The organism is Cupriavidus sp. SW-Y-13 (assembly GCF_009793345.1).
Lineage (GTDB): Bacteria > Pseudomonadota > Gammaproteobacteria > Burkholderiales > Burkholderiaceae > Cupriavidus.
Genome location: NZ_WHLX01000002.1, coordinates 2,623,522 through 2,642,945 on the forward strand (window position 1 = coordinate 2,623,522; position 19,424 = coordinate 2,642,945).

22 protein-coding genes and 1 pseudogene are annotated in these 19,424 nt (G+C 61.7%); 13 read left to right on the forward strand and 10 right to left on the reverse strand.

All coding sequences use genetic code 11. The annotated features are described in order from the left end of the window. Positions 1 to 134: 134 nt before the first annotated feature. The 5 genes from GA566_RS27215 to GA566_RS27235 all read right to left on the reverse strand — a co-directional run bounded on the left by GA566_RS27215 (position 135) and on the right by GA566_RS27235 (position 4,897). The gene (locus tag GA566_RS27215) at positions 135 to 1,034 is read right to left on the reverse strand and encodes an oxygenase MpaB family protein (RefSeq protein ID WP_160474576.1); all 900 of its coding nucleotides are present in this window, start codon (positions 1,032 to 1,034) and stop codon (positions 135 to 137) included. 275 nt (positions 1,035 to 1,309) lie between these two features. Further along, positions 1,310 to 2,347 (reverse strand): cytochrome d ubiquinol oxidase subunit II, encoded by a 1,038-nt coding sequence (locus tag GA566_RS27220; protein WP_137927973.1) that lies wholly within the window; start codon positions 2,345 to 2,347, stop codon positions 1,310 to 1,312. Next, entirely contained in the window at positions 2,344 to 3,723 is a 1,380-nt protein-coding gene (locus tag GA566_RS27225; RefSeq protein ID WP_160474577.1) for a cytochrome ubiquinol oxidase subunit I, read from the reverse strand. Before GA566_RS27225 ends, GA566_RS27220 begins: the two co-directional genes overlap by 4 nt. Positions 3,724 to 3,726: 3 nt before the next feature. Continuing rightward, complete coding sequence (locus tag GA566_RS27230; protein WP_160474578.1) at positions 3,727 to 4,392, reverse strand: GbsR/MarR family transcriptional regulator; 666 nt, start codon at positions 4,390 to 4,392, stop codon at positions 3,727 to 3,729. 106 nt (positions 4,393 to 4,498) lie between these two features. Then, positions 4,499 to 4,897: an aldolase/citrate lyase family protein gene (locus GA566_RS27235; protein WP_160474579.1), complete on the reverse strand. Its 399-nt coding sequence runs from the start codon at positions 4,895 to 4,897 to the stop codon at positions 4,499 to 4,501. Positions 4,898 to 4,988: 91 nt separating this feature from the next. On the opposite strand from GA566_RS27235, the gene GA566_RS27240 reads away from it, so the two are divergent. The 3 genes from GA566_RS27240 (at position 4,989) to GA566_RS27250 (ending at position 7,265) form a co-directional block, all read left to right on the forward strand. After that, complete coding sequence (locus GA566_RS27240) at positions 4,989 to 5,651, forward strand: LysR substrate-binding domain-containing protein (protein WP_160474580.1); 663 nt, start codon at positions 4,989 to 4,991, stop codon at positions 5,649 to 5,651. Beyond that, positions 5,652 to 6,395 (forward strand): AraC family transcriptional regulator, encoded by a 744-nt coding sequence (locus GA566_RS33400; RefSeq protein WP_160474581.1) that lies wholly within the window; start codon positions 5,652 to 5,654, stop codon positions 6,393 to 6,395. Positions 6,396 to 6,500: 105 nt separating this feature from the next. After that, positions 6,501 to 7,265 (forward strand): sulfite exporter TauE/SafE family protein, encoded by a 765-nt coding sequence (locus GA566_RS27250; RefSeq protein ID WP_160474582.1) that lies wholly within the window; start codon positions 6,501 to 6,503, stop codon positions 7,263 to 7,265. A 51-nt stretch (positions 7,266 to 7,316) separates the two neighbouring features. Here the strand turns inward: GA566_RS27250 and GA566_RS27255 are convergent, their stop codons facing one another. After that, positions 7,317 to 8,258, reverse strand: a complete 942-nt coding sequence (locus GA566_RS27255; protein ID WP_160474583.1) for an AraC family transcriptional regulator — start codon at positions 8,256 to 8,258, stop codon at positions 7,317 to 7,319. A gap of 102 nt (positions 8,259 to 8,360) precedes the next feature. On the opposite strand from GA566_RS27255, the gene GA566_RS27260 reads away from it, so the two are divergent. Next, a complete protein-coding gene (locus GA566_RS27260) occupies positions 8,361 to 9,440 on the forward strand; it encodes a zinc-binding dehydrogenase (RefSeq protein ID WP_160474584.1) in 1,080 nt (359 codons plus the stop codon). 4 nt (positions 9,441 to 9,444) lie between these two features. Continuing rightward, positions 9,445 to 9,822 (forward strand): VOC family protein, encoded by a 378-nt coding sequence (locus GA566_RS27265; protein WP_160474585.1) that lies wholly within the window; start codon positions 9,445 to 9,447, stop codon positions 9,820 to 9,822. A gap of 105 nt (positions 9,823 to 9,927) precedes the next feature. On the opposite strand, the gene GA566_RS27270 is transcribed toward GA566_RS27265, so the two are convergent. Beyond that, positions 9,928 to 10,830, reverse strand: coding sequence for a LysR family transcriptional regulator (locus tag GA566_RS27270; RefSeq protein WP_137927983.1), 903 nt, complete (start codon positions 10,828 to 10,830; stop codon positions 9,928 to 9,930). Positions 10,831 to 10,931: 101 nt separating this feature from the next. Here GA566_RS27270 and GA566_RS27275 point away from each other — a divergent pair, with 101 nt between their 5' ends. From GA566_RS27275 to GA566_RS27285, 3 genes are read left to right on the forward strand one after another with little or no spacing between them, the layout of a single operon-like run. Next, positions 10,932 to 11,363, forward strand: a complete 432-nt coding sequence (locus tag GA566_RS27275) for a DoxX family protein (protein WP_160474586.1) — start codon at positions 10,932 to 10,934, stop codon at positions 11,361 to 11,363. 21 nt (positions 11,364 to 11,384) lie between these two features. Continuing rightward, positions 11,385 to 11,813, forward strand: a complete 429-nt coding sequence (locus GA566_RS27280; RefSeq protein ID WP_160474587.1) for a nuclear transport factor 2 family protein — start codon at positions 11,385 to 11,387, stop codon at positions 11,811 to 11,813. Beyond that, positions 11,813 to 12,739, forward strand: a complete 927-nt coding sequence (locus GA566_RS27285) for an NADP-dependent oxidoreductase (protein WP_160474588.1) — start codon at positions 11,813 to 11,815, stop codon at positions 12,737 to 12,739. Before GA566_RS27280 ends, GA566_RS27285 begins: the two co-directional genes overlap by 1 nt. Positions 12,740 to 12,746: 7 nt before the next feature. Here GA566_RS27285 and GA566_RS27290 read toward each other — a convergent pair whose 3' ends face one another. Continuing rightward, complete coding sequence (locus GA566_RS27290) at positions 12,747 to 13,640, reverse strand: AraC family transcriptional regulator (protein ID WP_137927996.1); 894 nt, start codon at positions 13,638 to 13,640, stop codon at positions 12,747 to 12,749. Between the two features lie 283 nt (positions 13,641 to 13,923). Here GA566_RS27290 and GA566_RS27295 point away from each other — a divergent pair, with 283 nt between their 5' ends. From GA566_RS27295 to GA566_RS27305, 3 genes are read left to right on the forward strand one after another with little or no spacing between them, the layout of a single operon-like run. Next, complete coding sequence (locus GA566_RS27295; RefSeq protein WP_137927987.1) at positions 13,924 to 14,664, forward strand: SDR family oxidoreductase; 741 nt, start codon at positions 13,924 to 13,926, stop codon at positions 14,662 to 14,664. A 41-nt stretch (positions 14,665 to 14,705) separates the two neighbouring features. Continuing rightward, positions 14,706 to 15,467 (forward strand): SDR family NAD(P)-dependent oxidoreductase, encoded by a 762-nt coding sequence (locus GA566_RS27300; RefSeq protein ID WP_137927988.1) that lies wholly within the window; start codon positions 14,706 to 14,708, stop codon positions 15,465 to 15,467. 41 nt (positions 15,468 to 15,508) lie between these two features. Further along, positions 15,509 to 16,357, forward strand: a complete 849-nt coding sequence (locus GA566_RS27305) for an SDR family oxidoreductase (protein WP_160474589.1) — start codon at positions 15,509 to 15,511, stop codon at positions 16,355 to 16,357. A 729-nt stretch (positions 16,358 to 17,086) separates the two neighbouring features. Here the strand turns inward: GA566_RS27305 and GA566_RS27310 are convergent. After that, on the reverse strand, positions 17,087 to 17,605 hold the full coding sequence (locus GA566_RS27310; protein ID WP_137927990.1) for a DUF1269 domain-containing protein: 519 nt from the start codon (positions 17,603 to 17,605) through the stop codon (positions 17,087 to 17,089). A gap of 279 nt (positions 17,606 to 17,884) precedes the next feature. On the opposite strand from GA566_RS27310, the pseudogene GA566_RS33405 reads away from it, so the two are divergent. Both GA566_RS33405 and GA566_RS27320 read left to right on the forward strand, forming a co-directional pair. Further along, positions 17,885 to 17,986, forward strand: a pseudogene (locus GA566_RS33405) (SDR family NAD(P)-dependent oxidoreductase); the annotation flags it as partial. A gap of 86 nt (positions 17,987 to 18,072) precedes the next feature. Then, positions 18,073 to 18,966: an alpha/beta hydrolase gene (locus GA566_RS27320; RefSeq protein WP_137927992.1), complete on the forward strand. Its 894-nt coding sequence runs from the start codon at positions 18,073 to 18,075 to the stop codon at positions 18,964 to 18,966. Positions 18,967 to 19,001: 35 nt separating this feature from the next. On the opposite strand, the gene GA566_RS27325 is transcribed toward GA566_RS27320, so the two are convergent. Then, positions 19,002 to 19,415, reverse strand: a complete 414-nt coding sequence (locus tag GA566_RS27325; RefSeq protein WP_160474590.1) for a putative quinol monooxygenase — start codon at positions 19,413 to 19,415, stop codon at positions 19,002 to 19,004. Positions 19,416 to 19,424: the final 9 nt, after the last annotated feature.

The following is a 19,424-nucleotide window of genomic DNA, read 5'->3' on the forward strand; positions in this document are numbered from 1 at the left end:
ACGATAGGACACGCTGGCCCCGTCGAACAATCAAGCTGCGAGTGCGAACGTTACGCTGGGAGTAAGGAAAGGGAGGTTTGCGCCGCAATTTTGCGGAATCGCACGGCAATCCATGCCGATTCCGCCTGGCAGTGTCATGCGCCGGTGCCGGCGGCGACGCGTCGCCGCGCACGGGCCGCCAGCCCCGGACCGAGTGCCCAGCGCAAAGTCGGCGCCAGCGCGCGCATGCCGGTCAGGGCCAGCGAGCGCCGCAGCGACGGCCGGTGCAGGCCGAGCATCTCCCGCGCCCAGTCGGGCAGCAGCGCCACGCCAGCATCGGCCATCGTACGCACGGCGGGCACGAGCAGCGGATTGGCAACCGGCATTGCCATCACCAGACGTACCACTTCACGGGTGCGGTCGCTGTTGACCAGAAACTGACGCTGCGCGTCGAGATAGGCATCGATCGCCGCACGGGAGCGCGGCACGTCCGGCGCGCCAAGTAACGCGGCAACCTTCGCTTCTTCCTCGAAATACCGGTCCTGTTCCGCAATCGACAGCGGCCCCACATAGCGCAGGTAGCCCGCCATGAAACTCGATACCTCGGCCACATGGACCCACGTCAGCAGCGCCGGGTCATCGGCCGCATAGGGTTGACCATCGGGCGCCTGACCTTTGATGGACGCATGGATGCGCCGCACACGCTCGATCAGTTGCATTGCATCATCGCGACTGCCATAGGTAGTGCCCGCGATGAACTGCGCGGTACGACCGAGCCGACCCTGCATGTCGGTGCGGAACGACGAGTGATCCCACACACCCGCCAGCGCCAGCGGATGCAAGGCCTGCAGCAACAATGCGCTGACACCGCCAGCCAGCATCGCGGGGAAATCGGCATGTACGCGCCAGCAAACCGCATCGGGACCAAACAGTCCGGGATCGCCGGGTGGATTGTCGTAATCGAGCGTCAGGCCGGAGTTGCTACGCGTGAGCGCGCGGACTTGGGCTCCGGCGTGGGTGCGCAGGCGTTGGAGGGGGGAGGGGGTGGTGGACACGTATGGGGGCGTTGCGGTGTCGGGTAATGCCGAGGATACACCTGTGGTAGGTCTCCTCGCTTCAGCCCCATATTTCTTGCCACTCCCGCTGGTTTGCTCCCCTCTCCCGCAAGGCGGGAGAGGGGCTGGGGGTGAGGGCGGGGGCATCAAATCCAGACAGATCGCAATTTGAACCGCCGGGCCCTCACCCCCGACCCCTCTCCCACTTCGCGGGAGAGGGGAGGAAGATAAAGCGGGAGAGGGGAGCAAACAAGCTGGATTAGCCAGGCATCCAATCAGTCGTACCGCAAATCCGTAGCCTTCCCCCAGAACACCCGATACGCATACGCCGTATATCCAAGAATTGTCGGCAGCACCACCGCCGCGCCGATCAGGATCACCATCAACGATTCCGGCGCACTTGCCGCCTGCCAGATGTCGATGCGATCCACCACAAGGTACGGGAACAAGCTGTAGGCGAGGCCATTGAACGCCATCAGGAAGATCACGGCGGTGCCTGCAAACGGCACCCAGCACCAGCGGTCGTTGCCGCGTGCATGGAAGTCGCGCAGCTTGCGCAGGAATCGTTCGATGACGAGGAACAGCGCCATCGTCAGCAGTGGGATCGGCGCAAGCAGGATGATGTTCGGCAGCGTGAACCATTTCTCGAAGATGCGCGCGCTGACCATCGGCGTGACGATGGAAATCGCAGCAACACCGGCCGCCGTGATCCACAGGCTGCGGCGCGCCCAGTAGATCGCGCGCAGTTGGAGCGCACCCGTGGTCTTCATGATCAACCACGAAGCACCCAACTGGCAGTAGCCCGCAACCAGGCACAGACCGACGGCCACGGCGAACAACAGGTTCGGCAAGTCGTAGCGGAAGCCAGTGATGTAGAGACCCAGCATCAATCCTTGCGAGAAGCTCGCCAGCAGCGATCCCGCATAGAACGCGAAGTTCCACCATGGCTTGTGCGGATCGCGCGCCTTGACGCGGAAATCGAATGCCACGCCGCGAATGATCAGCCCGGCCAGCATCAGCGCGACGGGCAGGTAGAGCTGCGTCAGGATCACGCCATGCGCGAGCGGGAAGGCCGTGAGCAACAGGCCCACGCCAAGGACGAGCCACGTTTCATTGGCGTCCCAGAACGGACCAATCGACGCGATCATCGTGTCCTTGTCCGCATCGTCGGCGCGGCGCAGCAGCACGCCTACGCCCAAGTCATAGCCGTCGAGGATCACGTAGATCAGCATCGACAGGCCCATCAGTGCGAGGAACACCAGCGGCAGCCAGCCGGCCGGCTGGCTCAGGTCAGGAATGGTGGCCGGATTCATGATGCGCTCCTGGGTTGGCCGGGAATGACGGGTTGCGGGGCTTCGATGACTGGCGCGGAGGGGTCACCGTTCTTGCCCGCCTTGCGTGCCAGATGGAACACCACGGAGATGTACGCAACGATCAGCAGCAGATAGAGCGAGAGGTACATCGCCAGCGTGCTGCCGATCATCGTGGCAGGCACCTTCGAAGCGGCCTGCGCGGTGGTCAGTACGCCATAGACGAGATAAGGCTGTCGGCCGATTTCGGTGACATACCAGCCCGCTACCAAAGCGATCCAGCCGGAGAACGTCATTGCTACCAGCACGCGCGCCAGCCATTTCGACGGCGCGCCGTTCCGCCGCAACTGCCAGGCACCGAGCCACGACACGGCCAGCATCAGCAGACCCACACCCACCATGATGCGGAAGGCAAAGAACAACGGGGCCACTGGAGGATGTCGATCCGGGAAGGCGTCGATGCCGAGGATCTCGCCATCCACCTTGTGCGTGAGGTAGATCGATGCCAGCTTCGGAATCGCGATCTCGAAATCGTTCGATTGCGTACGGGCATTGGGCAGGCCGAACAGCACGGCGGGCGCGCCTTTCTCGGTCTTCCAGATCCCTTCCATCGCGGCGATCTTGGCCGGTTGATGATGCAGCGTATTGAGCCCGTGCAAATCACCGGCCACGATCTGCAGCGGAATCAGGATCGCAGCGAGCGTCACGCCGGTGCGCAGGCCGTGCATCACATCGCGGCTGCGGTCGTTACGCAACCAGCGCCACGCCGAGATACCCGCGACGAGGAAGGCCACGGTCAGGCCCGACGCCAGCAGCATATGCACGAGCCGGTACGGGAACGACGGATTGAAAATCACCTCAAGCCAACTCGTCACATGGGCGCGGCCATCGATCATCTCGAAGCCGGCGGGGGTCTGCATCCACGAGTTCAGCGCGAGAATCCAGAACGCGGAGAGCGTGGTGCCGCCTGCCACCAACAGCGTGGCGATGGTGTGCACGCGGTTGCTCACGCGTCGCATGCCGAACAGCATGATGCCGAGGAAGGTGGCTTCGAGGAAGAACGCAGTCAGCACCTCGTAGGCCAGCAGCGGCCCGGCGATGTTGCCGACGGTTTCCATATAGCCAGGCCAGTTGGTGCCGAACTGGAAACTCATGGTGATGCCGCTGACCACGCCCAGCGCAAAGGTCAGCGCAAAAATCTTGACCCAGACGCGATACGCGTTCATCCAGCTTTCATCGCCGGTCTTGTTGTAGCGCAGCTTGAAGAACAGCAGGACCCAGGCCAGAGAGATGCTGATGGTCGGGAACAGGATGTGGAATGTGATATTCGCGGCGAACTGGATGCGCGCCAGTATCACCGGGTCGACACTTGCAAACACGGACTACTCCTTGCGGGATCGGGCAGGTTTTGCGGGGGTGGTCTTGCTGGCCGGACGCGTGGTTTTTGCGGTGGACTCGGTCGCCTTGGTCTTGATGCCTGCGGGGGTCTTTGCAGAGCCCATGCCAATAGCGGAAGTCAGCCGGTCCTTGACGTCCAGCAGCTTGGTGACGCGCGAGCCCAGGCGCATCAGTTTTTCCAGCGTGGCCGTGTCGAGTTTCTGCGTGTCACCAAACCATGTGGTGACGAGCAGGATCAGCCCGTACATCTCTTTCATGCGGGCCTGCGCGTGACGGTCATCGTCGGAAAGCGGGGTTTCGAGCTGCACCTCGCGCAGCATCGACAACGTGGGATCAATCTCGCGCCGGCGGCGCTCCTCGGCCAGCGTCCGGAAAATCGCCCAGACATCATCGGGCGCGGAGAAATACTCGCGACGGTCACCGGGCTGGTGCGATAGCCGCACAAGATTCCACGACTCCAGTTCCTTGAGTCCGATGCTGACGTTCGAGCGGGAAAACCCAAGCGCTTCGGCAATTTCGTCGGCGTTGAGGGGGCGCGCCGCAGTGAAGAGCAAGGCGTAAATCTGACCAACCGTCCGGTTGATCCCCCAGCGGCTGCCCATCTCACCGAAGTGGAGGACAAAGCGCTGGATCAGGGGCGAGAGCTGCATTGTATGTTTTGAATTTTCAGAAAGTTGTGAAAGTTTAAAACAAAAACGATGCAAGCGTGCGGGGGGCAGGGGTGGGTGTGGCGGTTTGTCGCTGGGACTGGAATTGTCACGTCTCACAGTTATTGAGTTTTGTCATCGCCGCGATGAGACGACGGCCGACACGGAGCGTTTCGTAGACCGCCTCGATGCCACATGCACTCTCGATCAGAGCCACGATCATGGTATGGGCCCCGGCTTCATGGAGCAGACCATCCACGATCTCGATGTGCGTGGGAGATTCCACCTTCGGAATCAGAAGTGCGTCAGGGAACGGGCCGCGCTCGAGCAACGCAGTCAGGTCGGCGAGGGCGGCACGAGAACCCAGGCTGTTGATCCGTACGACGGTTGGCAGTCCGCATGCACGGGACTGCAACGTATCCACGACGATGGCTCGCGCGCGATCCTTGTCACCTGGCGCAACGGCGTCCTCTAAATCGACAATCAATCTGTCCGTGGCCACTTTCACGGCATTGCTGAAACGCCACCGGATACCTCAAGGCGTGGAACTGACGGCTGCCCGACTTGCGTTTCGAGAGGTCGTCCGACGGATGCCAGCCATGGCGGAAGAAGCGGGGCATGCGGCACGTCGCGCTGCGCGTGGAGAGCTCGGCGTCCTCAGGGTGGGGTTTACGGCGTCGTCGGGATTCAGCCCCGTTGTGACCGCCGCGATTCGTGCATACCGGCGCGCCTATCCCGATGTTGAAGTGCAGATGGACGAAGCGAATACGGCATCGTTGATAGCAGATCTGGAGAATCATCGTCTCGACGCGGCGTTTCTGAGACCTGGCGAATCACTGGCTCGGGATATCCAGTTCCGCTTGCTGTCGGAGGAGCCGCTTGTCGCGGTACTGCCGTCGGCTCATGCAAATGCGCGTGGTAGACGATTGAAATTGGCCGATCTGGCCGTCGATGAGTTCATCACGTTTCCTCGCCAGTACGGGTCGGCGATGTACGATACGATCATTGCCGCCTGCCGGGCCGCGGGATTCGAGCCGCGACTCGGCCAGATTGCGCCGCAGATCGCATCGATCATTCATTTTGTCGCGGCGGGGCTTGGCGTGGCATTGGTCCCGGCATGCATGCGCGAACTCAAGAATACAGGTGTGGTGTTCCGGGAATTGAGCGATGTGGCCGCTTCTGTGGAACTCTCGTTAGCCTGGCGACGCGGTGATCGTTCGCTGTTCGTGAGGAATTTTGTAGAAGGTGCGCTGAGGACATAGATGGCAACCGGAGAATCACATACCAAGGCAGAGCGACGCCGTCAGGCTGGATGGCGCTACCGGCAGATGGATATCGGGTCGGCGATAGAGACCGCGCTGTGGCCCGGCTCGACGCCGCCGGCGTTGCGATCTCACTTCCATGATGAGGACCAGTTAGTCTTCGTTTCGCGTGGCTGCCGGCAGTTTCTGATCGGCGAAGAGCAGGTGAGTGTGCGGGAGGGGCTGGTTCTATATATAGCGGCGGGTGTGGTGCACAAGTCCGTAAGGGTGCCTGATGTTGAAGTTGAATGCCTCAACGTCTATCTTCGCCCGCTGTCGATGGGATGCGACTACTGCACGTTCGATGCCGTTCCTGGCTTGATCGATGGAGGGACGTTTGACGCCAGGCTGCTTGCAACGCTCATCGGCGAAATGCCAAAGCGAGTGTCGTCCAGGGCGACGTGTGGCAATGGTCACGAGCCACTGCGTGATTACCTGATCGACGCGAAGGGCACCATTGGCGGCCTCGCCGAGGATCTTGGCTGGAGCCGGGAAGGTTTCAGTCGCCGTGTCTCGCGAGAGCTTGGCGTCAGCCCGCACGCATTCCGACTTCTCGCAAGGCTGAACCGCGCGCGGAACCTGCTGCGGGATGGCATGCCCCCCGCGAGTGTTGCAGCCGAGACCGGCTTCGCCGATCAGAGCCATCTAACCCGCTGCTTTCGCGGCGTATTTGGCACAACGCCGGGACAATACCGAGCTACCTGAGTCGCCGATTTCTCTCTCCCAGCCTGTTGCCGGTCACATCCGTTCCAGACACGCTCCCGTAGGGCTGCCATTCTTCGAGATCGTTTCTACATCGAGGAGGCAGGCATGCAAGTCACCACGGCCACTCTGCTGTTTGCTGCTGGCGTCGCTGGCGGATTGGTCAATGCGCTGGCGGGCGGCGCCACGTTGATCACATTTCCGGCGATGCTGGCGGCAGGCCTGCCCGCCATCATCGCCAATGCGTCCAATGCCGTCGCCATCTCGCCGGGGCATTTGATTGCGGCATTGGCAGATAGGGAGAAGCTGCCGGCGATGACCGGGCGTGCGATGACGTGTATCGCTGTCGCGGTGCTCGGTGGACTGATCGGTGCGATTGTGTTGACGCAGTTGCCAGAGCGGCTTTTTACGATACCCATCCCGGCACTGATTGCGGCAGCCACACTACTGTTTGCGCTGTCACCAGGCATTAATCGATGGGTGGCGAACCGCCCCGACGCCGGGAGAATGCTGGCCGGCGGTCCCGGCGCTGTCCTTCTCGGCGTCGTCTGTGTCTACGGCGGCTTCTTTGGAGCAGGCCTTGGCGTCATCCTCACGGCGATACTGACGGTCACGGAGCCAGGCGATCTGCGGGCTGTCAAAGCGCTGAAGAACCTGATGGCAACCTGCGTGTCGCTGAGCGCAACGTTGATATTTATCGCGCAGGGCGCAGTGCGATGGCCAGAGACACTGACGATGCTGGCCGGTGCACTCGCTGGCGGTTACGGCGGTGGCATGCTAGTGCGGGTCTTGCCGTCGCATCGTGTCCGACAGTTCGTGATCGTGGCGGGAGCACTGATGAGCTTGATCTACGCGCGTCGATACTGGTGGTGACTGGGGCACGGCGGCACTGTACAAAAATGGATATGCGTCGGCTTCGCGCCATCATCCGGCTGATGCCGAAGTGCGCGAGTCCGCTCGGAAGCGACCAGGGCTCAGCCCGGTGTGGCGCTTGAAGGCGATACTGAATGCTGTGTCGGACAGGTAGCCAATGCGCTCCGCTATGTCGGTCAATGGTTCGTCGGAATGTCGGAGTGCGGAACGCGCAATTGTCATGCGCCATTGGGCGAGGTAGTCGAGCGGTGGTTTGCCCACGTGTCCCCGGAACCGAGATGCAAATGCCGTCCGCGACATGGCTACTGCCTGTGCGAGGCCCTCGACGGTCCATCGTTCGCCCGGCTGCGCATGCATCAGCGATAGCGCAGCACCGATTTTTGGATCGGCCAATGCACCCAGCCATCCCTCGGGCCGGTGACTCGATGCGAGGTACATGCGCAGCACGTGCACAAGTACGAGTGCCGCCAGGCTGCTGCGGGCGATATCTCCGCCAACGTGGCGGGCACTGGTCTCCCACTTCAGCAGTTCCAGAACGCTGGATAGCGAGTGCGTGCCAAGGTCGGAGGCGCGCAGATGGACGAGCGGCGGAAGATGCGTCAGAAGGAGATCTGTCACGTCGCTCTCGAAGGTAAAACGTCCGCTGGCAAGGCTGACGGGAGCGGCCTCGTCGCCAATCCCCTGATATCGCACAACACCGTCGGCACCGCGAATCGTCCGATAGGTGGCTGGGCCATCCTGCGGCGGCAGCCGTGGATCACTCGCCGAACAGAACGGCTGCCCGTCCGTGAGCATATAGAAGTCTCCCTTCTCGAGCGCGAGCGGCTCCTTGCTGCCTTCAACCCACAGGAAGAAGCGGCCTTCCAGCACCCCACCGAACTTGATGTGACGGTAGGCAGGAAACCGGAACGCCCACGCCCCGGTGCCCTCGAAGCGGGACGACAACGCGGAGCTCACCCGCAACATTGAGAGCACGTCCGATAATGCGTCCATATTTGTACGATCGAGAATGAAATCGGTATTTTTTATTATAGCGACGCACTCCAGTCGGCACGATCATTCATGTGTTCCGTCCAATGAATGAGGTCGAATCCGATGAAAGCATGGCAACTCGAGCGCCTCGGTGGTGCGCTGAGCCTGACCGATCTACCCATCCCTGAAGCGCGCCCCGGCGGGGTAGTGGTGAGGATCGAGGCATCGTCGCTGATGTCCTATATGAAGGACTACGTGGCAGGCAATCTGCCGATCTACCACACGCCAGACCGCCCATTCATTCCGGGCGGCAATGGCGCTGGCATCGTGCATAGCGTCGGCTCCGGGGTCTGGCATTTGCAACCCGGGCAACGCGTCGTGCTGTCGTCGCACTTTGTCGCGCAGGAGAACGTACAGAATCCGGCCGAGATACTGCTGGGGGTCACGGCCAACGGCCCCACGGCGCACCGGATGCAAGCGGATTGGCCGGATGGCACGCTGGCGGAGTACGCGTCGTTCCCGGCGAGCGCGGTAACTCCTGCCGGAGAGATGTCGAAGCTCGATGCGTTCGATATCGCGCTGACGATGCGGTGCATCGTGCCGTTTGGTGGCCTCTTGCGCGGGAGGCTCGCAGCAGGCGACACCGTCGTCGTTTCAGGCGCGGCGGGGGCATATGGCACCGGAGCCGTGATGGTCGCGCTTGCAATGGGGGCGGGGCGGGTAATCGCTGTTGGGAGACGAGCGGAATCGCTCGACGCCATATGTCAACTGGCGCCGGGCCGTGTCGTACGTGTGGTGGCGACGGGAGATGTGGCGAGCGATGCCGATGCCATCCGTCACGCATGTGGTGGCGGCGCCCACCTTGCGTTCGACATGGTCGGTAACGCCGGCGACCCGAACATCACGATGGCTGCGCTGCGCAGCCTCAGAAAGGGCGGTCGGCTCGTGTTGATGGGCAGCATGACAGTGCCATTGCCCGTTCCCTATACAGAATTGATGCTGAACGGCTGGGAAATTCTCGGCCAGTTCATGTATCCGAGGGACGCATACGGACGCCTGTTTGACCTCGTGCGCGCCGGGCTCCTCGACATGAGCCCGATTCGGCCGATTGTGTTTCCCCTCACCGCGCTCCCCGAGGCAATGGATGCTGCTGCGACCTCCAGCAATTTCGAATGCGTGGTGATGGATCACCACGCGGAGTGAACTCATGAAGATCCTGAAGAGAATGCAGCGACTCTATGTTGCACCCGACGCACTCGATGCCACCGTATCTTTCTACGAGACCATCCAGCATGCCGAGTGCGAGATGCGCCTGCGGCTTGATGCTATTGGCATCGAAGTGGCCGTAGTCGATGGCGTGATCTTGCTGGCCGGCAACGAGACAGCGTTAGCACCAGTGCGAGATGCTCAGGTCGCATTCGTCGTCGACTCGCTCGATAGTGCTTTTCGTGAGGTGCACGGGGCAGGGGCCGAGATCTTGCACGAGCCGTGTGACGCGATTGGAGGCAGGAACTTCACCGCGCGCCACCCGGATGGACTCGTAGTCGAATACTACGAGCCGGAGCTCAAGTTATCGGCTGAATGAACAACTCCTCCCTGATAGCGGCTCCTCTCGGTCCGTCATGTCGTTACTGCGTCTGGCCAAAAAAGCGGATGACTAGGAGACATAGCCTCCCCCGGTTGACGCTCGTTAGTGGGTGTCGCCTGCGCCTCTGAGGCGCTTGAGAAACCACCTTCCAGCAGGCCCGGGCGGTGTGTCCTTCCTAAAAACTGCAAACATGGCGATGGGCGGCGTATGTGGCTGGAACGCTTCGAGCCGCAAGGCCACGAGCTTCCCAGAATCCAGGTCATCTTGAACCATTGCTAGCGGCATATGGCCCCATCCAAAGCCAGCGCGCAAGAATGCGTGCTTGGCGCCCAGATCGGCAAGGCGCCATATCTGGGGAGAGAAAACACCGAAAGTGGTGCCTTCTGTGAGGGTCGTGCGGTCCGTCAGCACGAGTTGGACGTGCTCCTTGAGATCCACCGGCCGGAGGATCCGATTCTTTGACGCCAGGGGATGGGACGAGGCAGTGACCGTAATCATTGGCACATCCAGCAATTTCTCGGCATCGAGAATTTCTGGGACCGATGGCATCGAGCCGCTGATTCCGAGCCGGCATGTCTGGGCGAGTACCGGCTGCATGACAGCGCCCAGCGCTTCGACGTAAAGGCGTAATGGTGTGTGCGGAAACTCGCTTCGGAATGCGCCGACCGCGTCTGTCAGTGATGTCATTGGATACATGACGTCCACCACGACGGAAAGCTCTGGCTCGAGTCCGTCGGAAATTGTCCGCGCCTTGGCCTTGAACCCGTCCATCCCACCCACCACCAGTCGCGCCTGTGCAAGTAAGGCCGATCCTTCGTCCGTCAGCCTCGGATAACGTCCGGTGCGATCGAAAAGCTGCACGCCGATCTGGCCCTCCAGGTTGGCCAGCGTATGGCTGACCACGGATTGCGCTCGCCGGAGTTTGCGGCCGGCGGCGGAGAAACTGCCTTCGTCGGCGGCCGCGATGAAGGTACGAAGCTGGTCCAGCGAGACGGCATCGAGCATATATCTAAGTAGTAGATGGATTGCATCTAGAAATATAGGCTATCTTGATGGGTGTCAAGTCTCTACTCTTCGTTCATCCACTCTTTGAAAGGATGAACACGATGAACTCGAACCTGAACACCTCGCTGAACGAACACTCCGCAATCCCCGCCGTTGGCCGCACCCTCATCGCTGTCATTTTCTTCATCAGCGGCTTCGGCAAGCTGATGGCCCCTGGCGCGACGATGGCCTATATCGGATCGTTGGGTCTGCCCGCGCCAGCGCTCGGACTGATGGGCGCACTTGTGCTGGAACTGGCGGGTGCCGCGCTCCTGGTCATTGGCTACAAGGCGCGCGTGGTTGCTCTCCTCCTTGCTGCCTACGCTGTCGTGACCGCGCTGATCTTTCACCACGCGCTCGCTGACCAGAACCAGATGTTCCATTTCCTGAAGAACCTGGCAATGGCCGGTGGTCTCTTGCAGGTGGTCGCGTTCGGCCCCGGGGCCTTCAGCGTGGACAACCGTCGCGCGCCGGCCAAGCGCGTTGCCGCCTGATACATCGCAGGAGAAGACATCATGAGCATTGCCACAACGCTTCTGGAGCAACACCTCCAGTTCCTGGTAGACAAGCCGGAGCAATGGCAGGAACTGATCGCCGACAGCATCGTCTGGGATCTGCCGTACGCACCCAGCCTGGGTCATCCGCTGAAACTCGAAGGACGTGAATCTGTGCTGCGGCATGCGAACTGGTTCGGGGGGGCGGTCAGGAACTTTCGCTTCTCCGATGCCATCGTGACTGCGACGGACGATCCGCAGCAGGCAATTGCTCGGGTGCGGGGGGAGGGCCTGATCGCGGCGACCGGCCGCACCTACCGCCAGGAGTATGTCGTGTTTCTGACAGCCTGCGACGGTCGCATCGTGCACCTACGCGAGTATTTCGATCCGGTTCAGGCAGCCCTTGCCCTTGACGCTCCTGTAGTGGGCGTCGCTTCCAGGAGCATCTGATGAAAGCCGTCCAAGTAACTGCCTACGGCAGCCGCAGCGGCATGACGCTGGTCGAGGCGGACGACCCCGTACCGGGCGACAACGAAGTCTTGATCGACGTTGCCGCGGCATCGGTGAATCCCATTGACTGGAAGATCGTCAGCGGCGCCATGCGGGCGTTTATTCCACTGCCGTTGCCTTTCACCCCTGGGGTAGATGCTGCAGGGACCGTCATCGCCGTGGGGCGCAACGTCACAACACTGAAGCCGGGCGATGAAGTGATGGGGTTCATCGGCATTGTCGGGGCTTTCGCCACGCGCGCCATCGTGGAGTCCACCCGCCTGGCGCGCAAGCCTGCGTCCTTGACTTTCGCGGAAGCCGCGGCGATTCCCGCTGCAACGCTGACGGCATGGCAGGCACTCCACGAGCATGGGGGCTTGCAAGCCGGGCAGTCGGTCCTGATTCACGGTGCCGCAGGCGGCGTAGGCACGGCGGCCGCGCAGCTTGCCAAGTTGGCCGGCGCCCACGTCATCGGCACCGGCTCAGCCCAGAGCCGCGAATATGTGGCAAGCCTCGGCGCCGATGCCTTTGTTGACTACCGCACCGAGGATTTCGCCGCGCGTGTCTCGGGATTGGACCTCGTGCTCGACCTGATTGGCGGTGAAACTCAGGAGCGTTCATGGTCGGTGCTGAAGCCGGGCGGCACACTGGTGTCGACGGTGGCGAGGCCCGACGCAGGTCGAGCCAAAGGGACGCAGGCGACCGGCAGACATTTCGCTACGCGTAGCGACGCGCCCCAGCTCGAGAAACTGGCTACGCTCCATGCATCGGGCGATCTGCGTACCCATATCGATTCGGTTTTTGCGCTCACAGACGTTAGCCAGGCGCTCGACCACAGCAAGGGCGGCCACGTGAAAGGCAAGGTCGTTGTGGCCGTGGCCCAGTAGAGTGCGCCTAGGCGCCAAAGCGAACCGCCGGTGACAGGGTGAAAGACTCGCGCATGTCGCGTGCCTCCTCAACCGGCGTTCGCCCAAACAGACGCTTGAACTCCCTGCTGAACTGCGAGGTGCTTTCGTACCCGACGCGTCCCGCTGCGGCCGCCGCAGTGACGCCGTCCCGAATCATCATCAGGCGCGCCTGGTGAAGGCGGGTGGACTTGATGTACTGGATTGGCGACGTCTGGGTCACCGTGCGGAAGTTGGCGTGAAACGCTGGCACGCTCATGCCGGCCTCTTGAGCCAGGCGTGACACGTTCAGGGGCGCCGCATAATCTGCATGGATGCGCTTCAGCGCTCTCGCGACGCGGCCGAAGCGCCCGTGGTGAGCGAGAGCGGCACGCATCGCGCCTCCCTGTGCCCCCGTCAACACGCGGTAGCAGATTTCCCGCACCAGGCCCGGACCCAGAATCCGGGCATCCATCTGCACGGTCAATGCCTCCAGCAACCTGACGGTTGCACCGGCCAGATTCTCGTCCAGCTTCGTAGACACCATGCCGTTGGGTGGCTCTTCAGGCAGATCTCCTGCTGCACCGATTTGCGTGATCAGTTCGCTGAGTTCGAGGAGGTCCAGACGGATGGACACCGCCAGCATGGGTTCCTCTGGCGAAGCCTGGGTTTCCGTGGAAAACGGCAGCGGTACCGACAGTACAAGATAGTGCTGCGCGTCGTAGACATAGACCTCATTGCCCAGAAAGCCAAGCTTGCGGCCCTGGCACACGATCACGATGCTTGGCTCGTACAGCACCGGTGTGCGCCCGAGGGGCCGGTCGGAACGCATCAGCCGCACGCTGTCGAGCGTCGACTGCGTGTAGCCCTCGTTGGGCGCCAGTTTCTCGATCAACCGAACCATCTTGACGGAAGCGGGGGAGCGGACCTTGGACACAAAGCCTCCTGTTGTTTGCCTGCAGCCGCCATTCTAGCCGCGTCTTGCACACCGTACCAGTCGGATCAATAGGAATAGGCAACAACGGCATCGGTCCGTGTATTCGCCTGCAGACAGGTCATCCCTATCATTCATTCACCGGCCGACGAACCATACCGCTTCATTGAAGGCCGAAACGTGACTGCAGAGCGCGCCAAATCAAGCGCCGACCTCCGCGGCCAGATCCGAACCAACGATAGGAGTATGCAACATGGCAAACGCAATCAACAAATCGAAAGTCATTCTGATCACCGGCGCCAGCAGCGGCATCGGCGAGGGCGCCGCTCGCCTGCTCGCCGCGCAAGGACACCGGCTCGTGATCGGTGCACGCCGGGCCGACCGGCTCGCCGAGTTGGCGGCATCGATCGAAGCCTCCGGCGGCGTGGTTCGTTACCGCGAGCTCGACGTGACCTCGGCCGACGACGTGGCGGCATTCGCCCGGTTCGCGCTCGATGCCTTCGGTCGCATCGACGTCCTGGTCAACAACGCGGGCGTGATGCCGCTTTCGCCGCTCAACGCGCTGAAGGTCGGCGAATGGAACCGGATGATTGACGTGAACATTCGTGGCGTGCTGCATGGCATTGCCGCCGTGCTGCCGACGATGGAAGCGCAAGCGCTGGGCCAGATCATCAATATTTCCTCAATTGGCGGACTTTCCGTGTCGCCCACTGCCGCGGTGTACTGCGCTACCAAGTTCGCCGTGCGTGCCATCTCTGATGGGCTGCGCCAGGAGACCGACAAGATTCGCGTGACAGTGATCTGCCCCGGCGTCGTGGAGTCCGAACTGGCCGATTCGATCTCTGACGACACCGCGCGTAGTGCGATGCAGGAGTTCCGCCGTATCGCTATCACCCCTGACGCGATCGCTCGTGCCATCGCCTATGCGGTGGAGCAGCCCGCCGAAGTCGACGTCAGCGAGATCGTCGTACGGCCCACCGCCAGCCCGTTCTGATCCATCCAGCACGCGGGACCCAAACCAACCAGGAGAACATCATGACATCACGAAACACCGCAAGCGGCGCCTTCGCAGGCAAGGTCGCCATCGTCACCGGTGCAGCCAGTGGCATCGGCCTGGCCACCACCGAACTGCTTCACGCCGAAGGGGCGAATGTGATTGCCGTTGGGCGCAGCAGCAACGTTGAAGCGCTGGCGCGACCTGGCATCGTTCCTGTCGTTGCCGATGTGGCGCGAGAGGAAAGCGCCGTGCAGGCCGTTACAACGGCAATCGACCGCTTTGGCAAGCTCGACATCCTTGTCAACAACGCGGCGGTCATCATCAACAAGCCGCTGGTGGATATGTCGCTGGAAGACTGGAATGGCATCCAAGCCGTTAATGCCACGGGCGCTTTCCTGTTCTCGCGGGAAGCCATGCGCGCCATGCTGCCGGCAAAGACGGGGGCCATCGTCAACGTGGGGTCTTACGCCTGCTATCAGGCCTTTCCGCTCATCGCAGCGTATGCGGCGTCCAAGGGCGCACTTGCTCAGTTGACGCGGGCGCTCTCGCTGGAAGCCATCGAACACGGCATTCGCGTGAATGCGGTGGGGTCCGGCGATGTCATCACCAACATTACCAACCACATCCATGCGGACGGCCAGGCCTTCCTTGCCGAGCATGGCAAGAAGGCACCGATCCGCCGCGCGGCACAGCCAAAGGAAATCGCCGAGGTGATCGCCTTCCTCGCATCGGAAAAGGCCAGCTTTATCGTCGGCGCCGTGGTCATGGCCGACGGTGGCATGAGCGTGGCCCTGCCTTGATCAACGTCTTAGCCGCACATCTATCTGAAGGAATCTGCATCATGAAACAAGCATCTCGTACATGGTTCATCACAGGCGCGTCGAAGGGCGTCGGTCAGAAACTCGTTGCCCACTTGCTAGAGCAAGGCCACCGGGTAGCGGCAACGTCCCGCACAGCCGCATCGCTGACGAAGACGTTTGGTGGGGCATCCGACCGCTTTCTACCTTTGGAAGTTGACCTGACCAGCGACCGTAGTGTCCAGGCGGCTGTTGAAAAGACCGTGCAATGGTTCGGCGTGATCGATGTGGTCGTCAACAATGCCGGCTATGCCCAGCAGGGCACGGTCGAGGCGCTGTCGGACGACGAGTTGCGCCGCAATTTCGAGGTCAACTTCTTCGCGCCGATGGCTGTGCTACGGCATGCGCTGCCGCACCTTCGCCGCCAGCGCAGCGGTCACATCATCAACATCTCGTCCATCGTAGGCTACCAAGGCGGATATGCTGGCTGGGGCAGCTACGTCGCCAGCAAGTTCGCGCTGTCAGGGTTGACGGAATCCCTGGCGGCGGAAGTCGCGGAGCTGGGCATCCGAGCAACGGTGGTCTATCCGGGGCCTGTGCGCACGGACTTTCTGTCGAACGGTGCGCTCGCAGTGGCCAGGCGACAGATCGACGACTACTCGGAGGCCAAGGCTTCGCTGGACCTGCATCTCGACACTCTGCATGGCCATCAGGCCGGCGATCCTGACAAGCTCGCCCTCCTGATCATTCAGGCCGCTTCGGTCGAATCGGCGCCGTTGCATCTGTTCGCCGGCAAGATCGCCAATGAACTTGCGGCTGCGAAAGCTAATGCTGTTGCAAAGAATCTCGACACCTGGAAGGGCTCGTCCGAGGCTACCGACTTTGCAGACTGATCGATAGTGAATGGGTCCCGGCTTTGCCGGGACTCTTTTCCTATAAAGCCCAAAGCTCAACGAGGGTTATGAGAGTGACATCAGGCCCACTGTTGGGCCTTTTTTCATGGCGATTTCACGTGAATGCCCGCCGGTAGTGTGTCCACTCAGGCCCGTAATGGCAGCTTCGGTCAAGATGGGACATTCGAAGAACGTTGGGATATGTCTCAAACTGGCCGGGAGGAGCCCCTCTATTCACCACGCCGCCCCGCCTCGGAGCGTGCCCAATCGGAACCTGTCGTTTGGCTTCGACGATAAGCCCGGACCACTTCTGCGGCTGGAACGACTTCCGGCCTGCCGTCCGCTAGCCGTCCCATTGTACCCACATACTGTGAGACGGACCGCCCCTTTTACCCACTAACTGTGAGATTTCGACCCAGGTAGTTTGCGACGGCGCTCAGCAACTCCTTGATTTATCTAGGTCGGGCTTCCCATTAACTTTGAGATGGGACAGGAATAACTGTCACGTCTCACAGTATCCGGCCATGGTCGGAAAAAAAAGAGGCGAGCTGCGCACCGCGCAGCTCGCCTCCTGACACTGTAGCGGGAGTTCGTGGAGCGAAGTAGGAAGACCGGCCTTCTCCTTGTCGCACTTGAACGAGCTCAAACACGCGTGGGAGCTTGCTTGGTCTATGTGCCGTTGCCCTCGCAAGAGCAGGTCCCTGGCATATGGCTGGGGGAGTACCGGTGTCAGGCGGCTGCCGGTGTGGCGGCGGGCGCCGCGGCCAGCCCATCGAGAAGTGCACGAACGCGTGTGCGCTCGTCGTCGGTGCCTTGTACAAGCAGCACGAATTCATTGGCTCTGATGGCCGTTTCGTACTTGACCACATCGTCCTTGGGCACGCCGAACTCTGCCAGCGCCGCACCGAGCGCGCTGATGCCGCCACCGATCACCACGCCTTCGAGCGCCGAGACCAGTGCCGCAACCACGGGACCGGCCAGCGCGACCGTGCCAACGCCCGGAATAACGAACAGGGCAGGCGCCAACAGCAGGCCCCAGATGCCGCCCCAGAATGCACCTGTGGTACCCCAGGAACGGATGCGATCTCCCACGCTGTAGAAGCCGATGGCGTGTTCTTCCGAATGGTAGCCTTGGCCGATGATCGATAGCGTCTTCAAGTCAACGCCGTGTTTGCCGAGCACCTTGATAGCATCGTCGGCGGCTGCATGGGTGGGGAATACTGCGACGACGGGGTCTTGCTGAGTCATGATGGGCCTCCGGTGGGCGTGATCCCCGCATCAGGATGATGTCGAGGCGAGCATCCAGTGTGGGAGATCGCTCGAGACGAGGCTTTCCCATTTGCACGGTGACAGGACGGCGTGCACTGCGGACCCAACCTCGCCGCCTGCGCGCATATTCGCGCCATCGTGCGAGCTATGTGGGAGAGATGCCGGCGGAGCGCTGGGGAGGAACTGCTCGAGCAACTAATTTGACCGATAGATGTTACGCTTCCTCAATTGAAATAGCTCACGCCCTAGGCATCGAACATGACAAAGCAACTCGAGGGAAAAATCGCGCTGATCACAGGTGGTACAACGGGCATTGGCCTCGCTGCCGCCAAGCAGCTTGCTGCGCAGGGGGCGCAGGTTGCATCCGATGCGGCAAGTTTTGTGAACGGCATCGAGCGGTTTGTCGATGGCGTCATGGCACAAATTTAAGCGGCCGTCGCCAGGGTATGGAAATCATCGAGAAACATCAGGATGTCTTGCTGGCCGGCTCGGAAGTTTGGTTGGTCCGGCCACGAGGCATCGATGACATATTGCGCGTATGCGTGACGCCGAACCGGATACCGTCGGCAGATGAGCGCGCTGGGTTAGTGATAGCGACGGATGCGGAGTTGAGCGCAGGCACACTCATCAGCACGCTCAGGAGCTGTGCCGTCGGACTGGACTTACCTCTGCTCTATGGCGTGAGCGTGGGCTATCCGCTCGATGCGAATCCCCCTTTCATGCTCAGGCGGAACCGGGAACTGACAACGTCATGGCCCGCGTTCGAGCCGGTGACGCCAGCACTTCTCGGGATGCCGGGAGTCGCCAGGACGGGCGGAGCTGATGCGTTCCTCGCGTTCCTGGCAGACGAACTCAGACCCGCACTGGCCGAAGCGTTCCCCATCGATACCGATGATGCGACGCTGACCGGGCAGTCATTTGGCGGCCTGTTTGTCCTTTATGCACTGTTGCATCGTCCTGATGCCTTTCGCCGATATCTCGCAGTCAGCCCGTCGCTGTGGTGGAACGGGCGTGCGTTGCTCGATGCCGCCGCGCGGATCGTCGAGTCGCGTCCGGCGCCCGTGGCCCGCCTCTACATGTGCGTCGGCGAACTCGAGCATCGCGCCCGCTTCAGTCAGCAATTCAGCGCGCCCGTGCCTGAGGACGTCCGGGAAGTGCTGCGCGCCATATTGGGGAACATCGACTTCCCCGGCGACATGTTCACGATGGAGCAGATCCTGCGGCGCTGGCAGAGCGACCAGTTCTCTGTCGAGTCGCATGTCTATCCGGAAGAGAGTCACGAAACGATCATGGGAGCAGCCCTCAGCCGCGGGCTGCGGCGTCTGTACGGCACGCTGTAGCGGGCCTCAGCCCGCATCCGGATCCTGTCGTGACGTCAAGCCACCTTTTCCCGAGGGTCATCGATGTGCTGTTTCGCAACGTCGTAGCGCACGCCCTGCCGATCGAGAATGCGGACATTCTGGACCACTGTCGCCAGTGCGGCCAGAAAGGTCGCCGCCTGCTCGTGACGCTCGTAGGCGGCTTCGTTTTCCCAGCCTTCCACCAGATGAAAAGTGTTGGGGTCGGTCAGATCCGGTGAGAAGGCGTAGTAGATGCATCCCGGCATCTTGCGAGCAGCCACCATGTCCGGGATAACCGCATCGATGAAAGTTTGCCGATCGTCCGGGTGGACTCGGTAGTACGCACTGACGACGATGCCGGTAGCCAGATTCTTGTCGTGATCTGCGGGCGATTGGCCGTGATCCGGGAATTGGTCGCTATAGCTGGGAGTGTCGATAGGGGTGGTCATCGTTGAATC

Coding starts and splice junctions, on each gene's coding strand:
- GA566_RS27220 (WP_137927973.1), bottom strand. CDS start 2,347: ATGAATCCGGCCACCATTCCTGACCTGAGCCAGCCGGCCGGCTGGCTG.
- GA566_RS27230 (WP_160474578.1), bottom strand. CDS start 4,392: ATGCAGCTCTCGCCCCTGATCCAGCGCTTTGTCCTCCACTTCGGTGAG.
- GA566_RS27240 (WP_160474580.1), top strand. CDS start 4,989: ATGGCGGAAGAAGCGGGGCATGCGGCACGTCGCGCTGCGCGTGGAGAG.
- GA566_RS33400 (WP_160474581.1), top strand. CDS start 5,652: ATGGCAACCGGAGAATCACATACCAAGGCAGAGCGACGCCGTCAGGCT.
- GA566_RS27250 (WP_160474582.1), top strand. CDS start 6,501: ATGCAAGTCACCACGGCCACTCTGCTGTTTGCTGCTGGCGTCGCTGGC.
- GA566_RS27255 (WP_160474583.1), bottom strand. CDS start 8,258: ATGGACGCATTATCGGACGTGCTCTCAATGTTGCGGGTGAGCTCCGCG.
- GA566_RS27260 (WP_160474584.1), top strand. CDS start 8,361: ATGAAAGCATGGCAACTCGAGCGCCTCGGTGGTGCGCTGAGCCTGACC.
- GA566_RS27265 (WP_160474585.1), top strand. CDS start 9,445: ATGAAGATCCTGAAGAGAATGCAGCGACTCTATGTTGCACCCGACGCA.
- GA566_RS27270 (WP_137927983.1), bottom strand. CDS start 10,830: ATGCTCGATGCCGTCTCGCTGGACCAGCTTCGTACCTTCATCGCGGCC.
- GA566_RS27275 (WP_160474586.1), top strand. CDS start 10,932: ATGAACTCGAACCTGAACACCTCGCTGAACGAACACTCCGCAATCCCC.
- GA566_RS27280 (WP_160474587.1), top strand. CDS start 11,385: ATGAGCATTGCCACAACGCTTCTGGAGCAACACCTCCAGTTCCTGGTA.
- GA566_RS27285 (WP_160474588.1), top strand. CDS start 11,813: ATGAAAGCCGTCCAAGTAACTGCCTACGGCAGCCGCAGCGGCATGACG.
- GA566_RS27290 (WP_137927996.1), bottom strand. CDS start 13,640: ATGGTTCGGTTGATCGAGAAACTGGCGCCCAACGAGGGCTACACGCAG.
- GA566_RS27295 (WP_137927987.1), top strand. CDS start 13,924: ATGGCAAACGCAATCAACAAATCGAAAGTCATTCTGATCACCGGCGCC.
- GA566_RS27300 (WP_137927988.1), top strand. CDS start 14,706: ATGACATCACGAAACACCGCAAGCGGCGCCTTCGCAGGCAAGGTCGCC.
- GA566_RS27305 (WP_160474589.1), top strand. CDS start 15,509: ATGAAACAAGCATCTCGTACATGGTTCATCACAGGCGCGTCGAAGGGC.
- GA566_RS27310 (WP_137927990.1), bottom strand. CDS start 17,605: ATGACTCAGCAAGACCCCGTCGTCGCAGTATTCCCCACCCATGCAGCC.
- GA566_RS27320 (WP_137927992.1), top strand. CDS start 18,073: ATGGAAATCATCGAGAAACATCAGGATGTCTTGCTGGCCGGCTCGGAA.
- GA566_RS27325 (WP_160474590.1), bottom strand. CDS start 19,415: ATGACCACCCCTATCGACACTCCCAGCTATAGCGACCAATTCCCGGAT.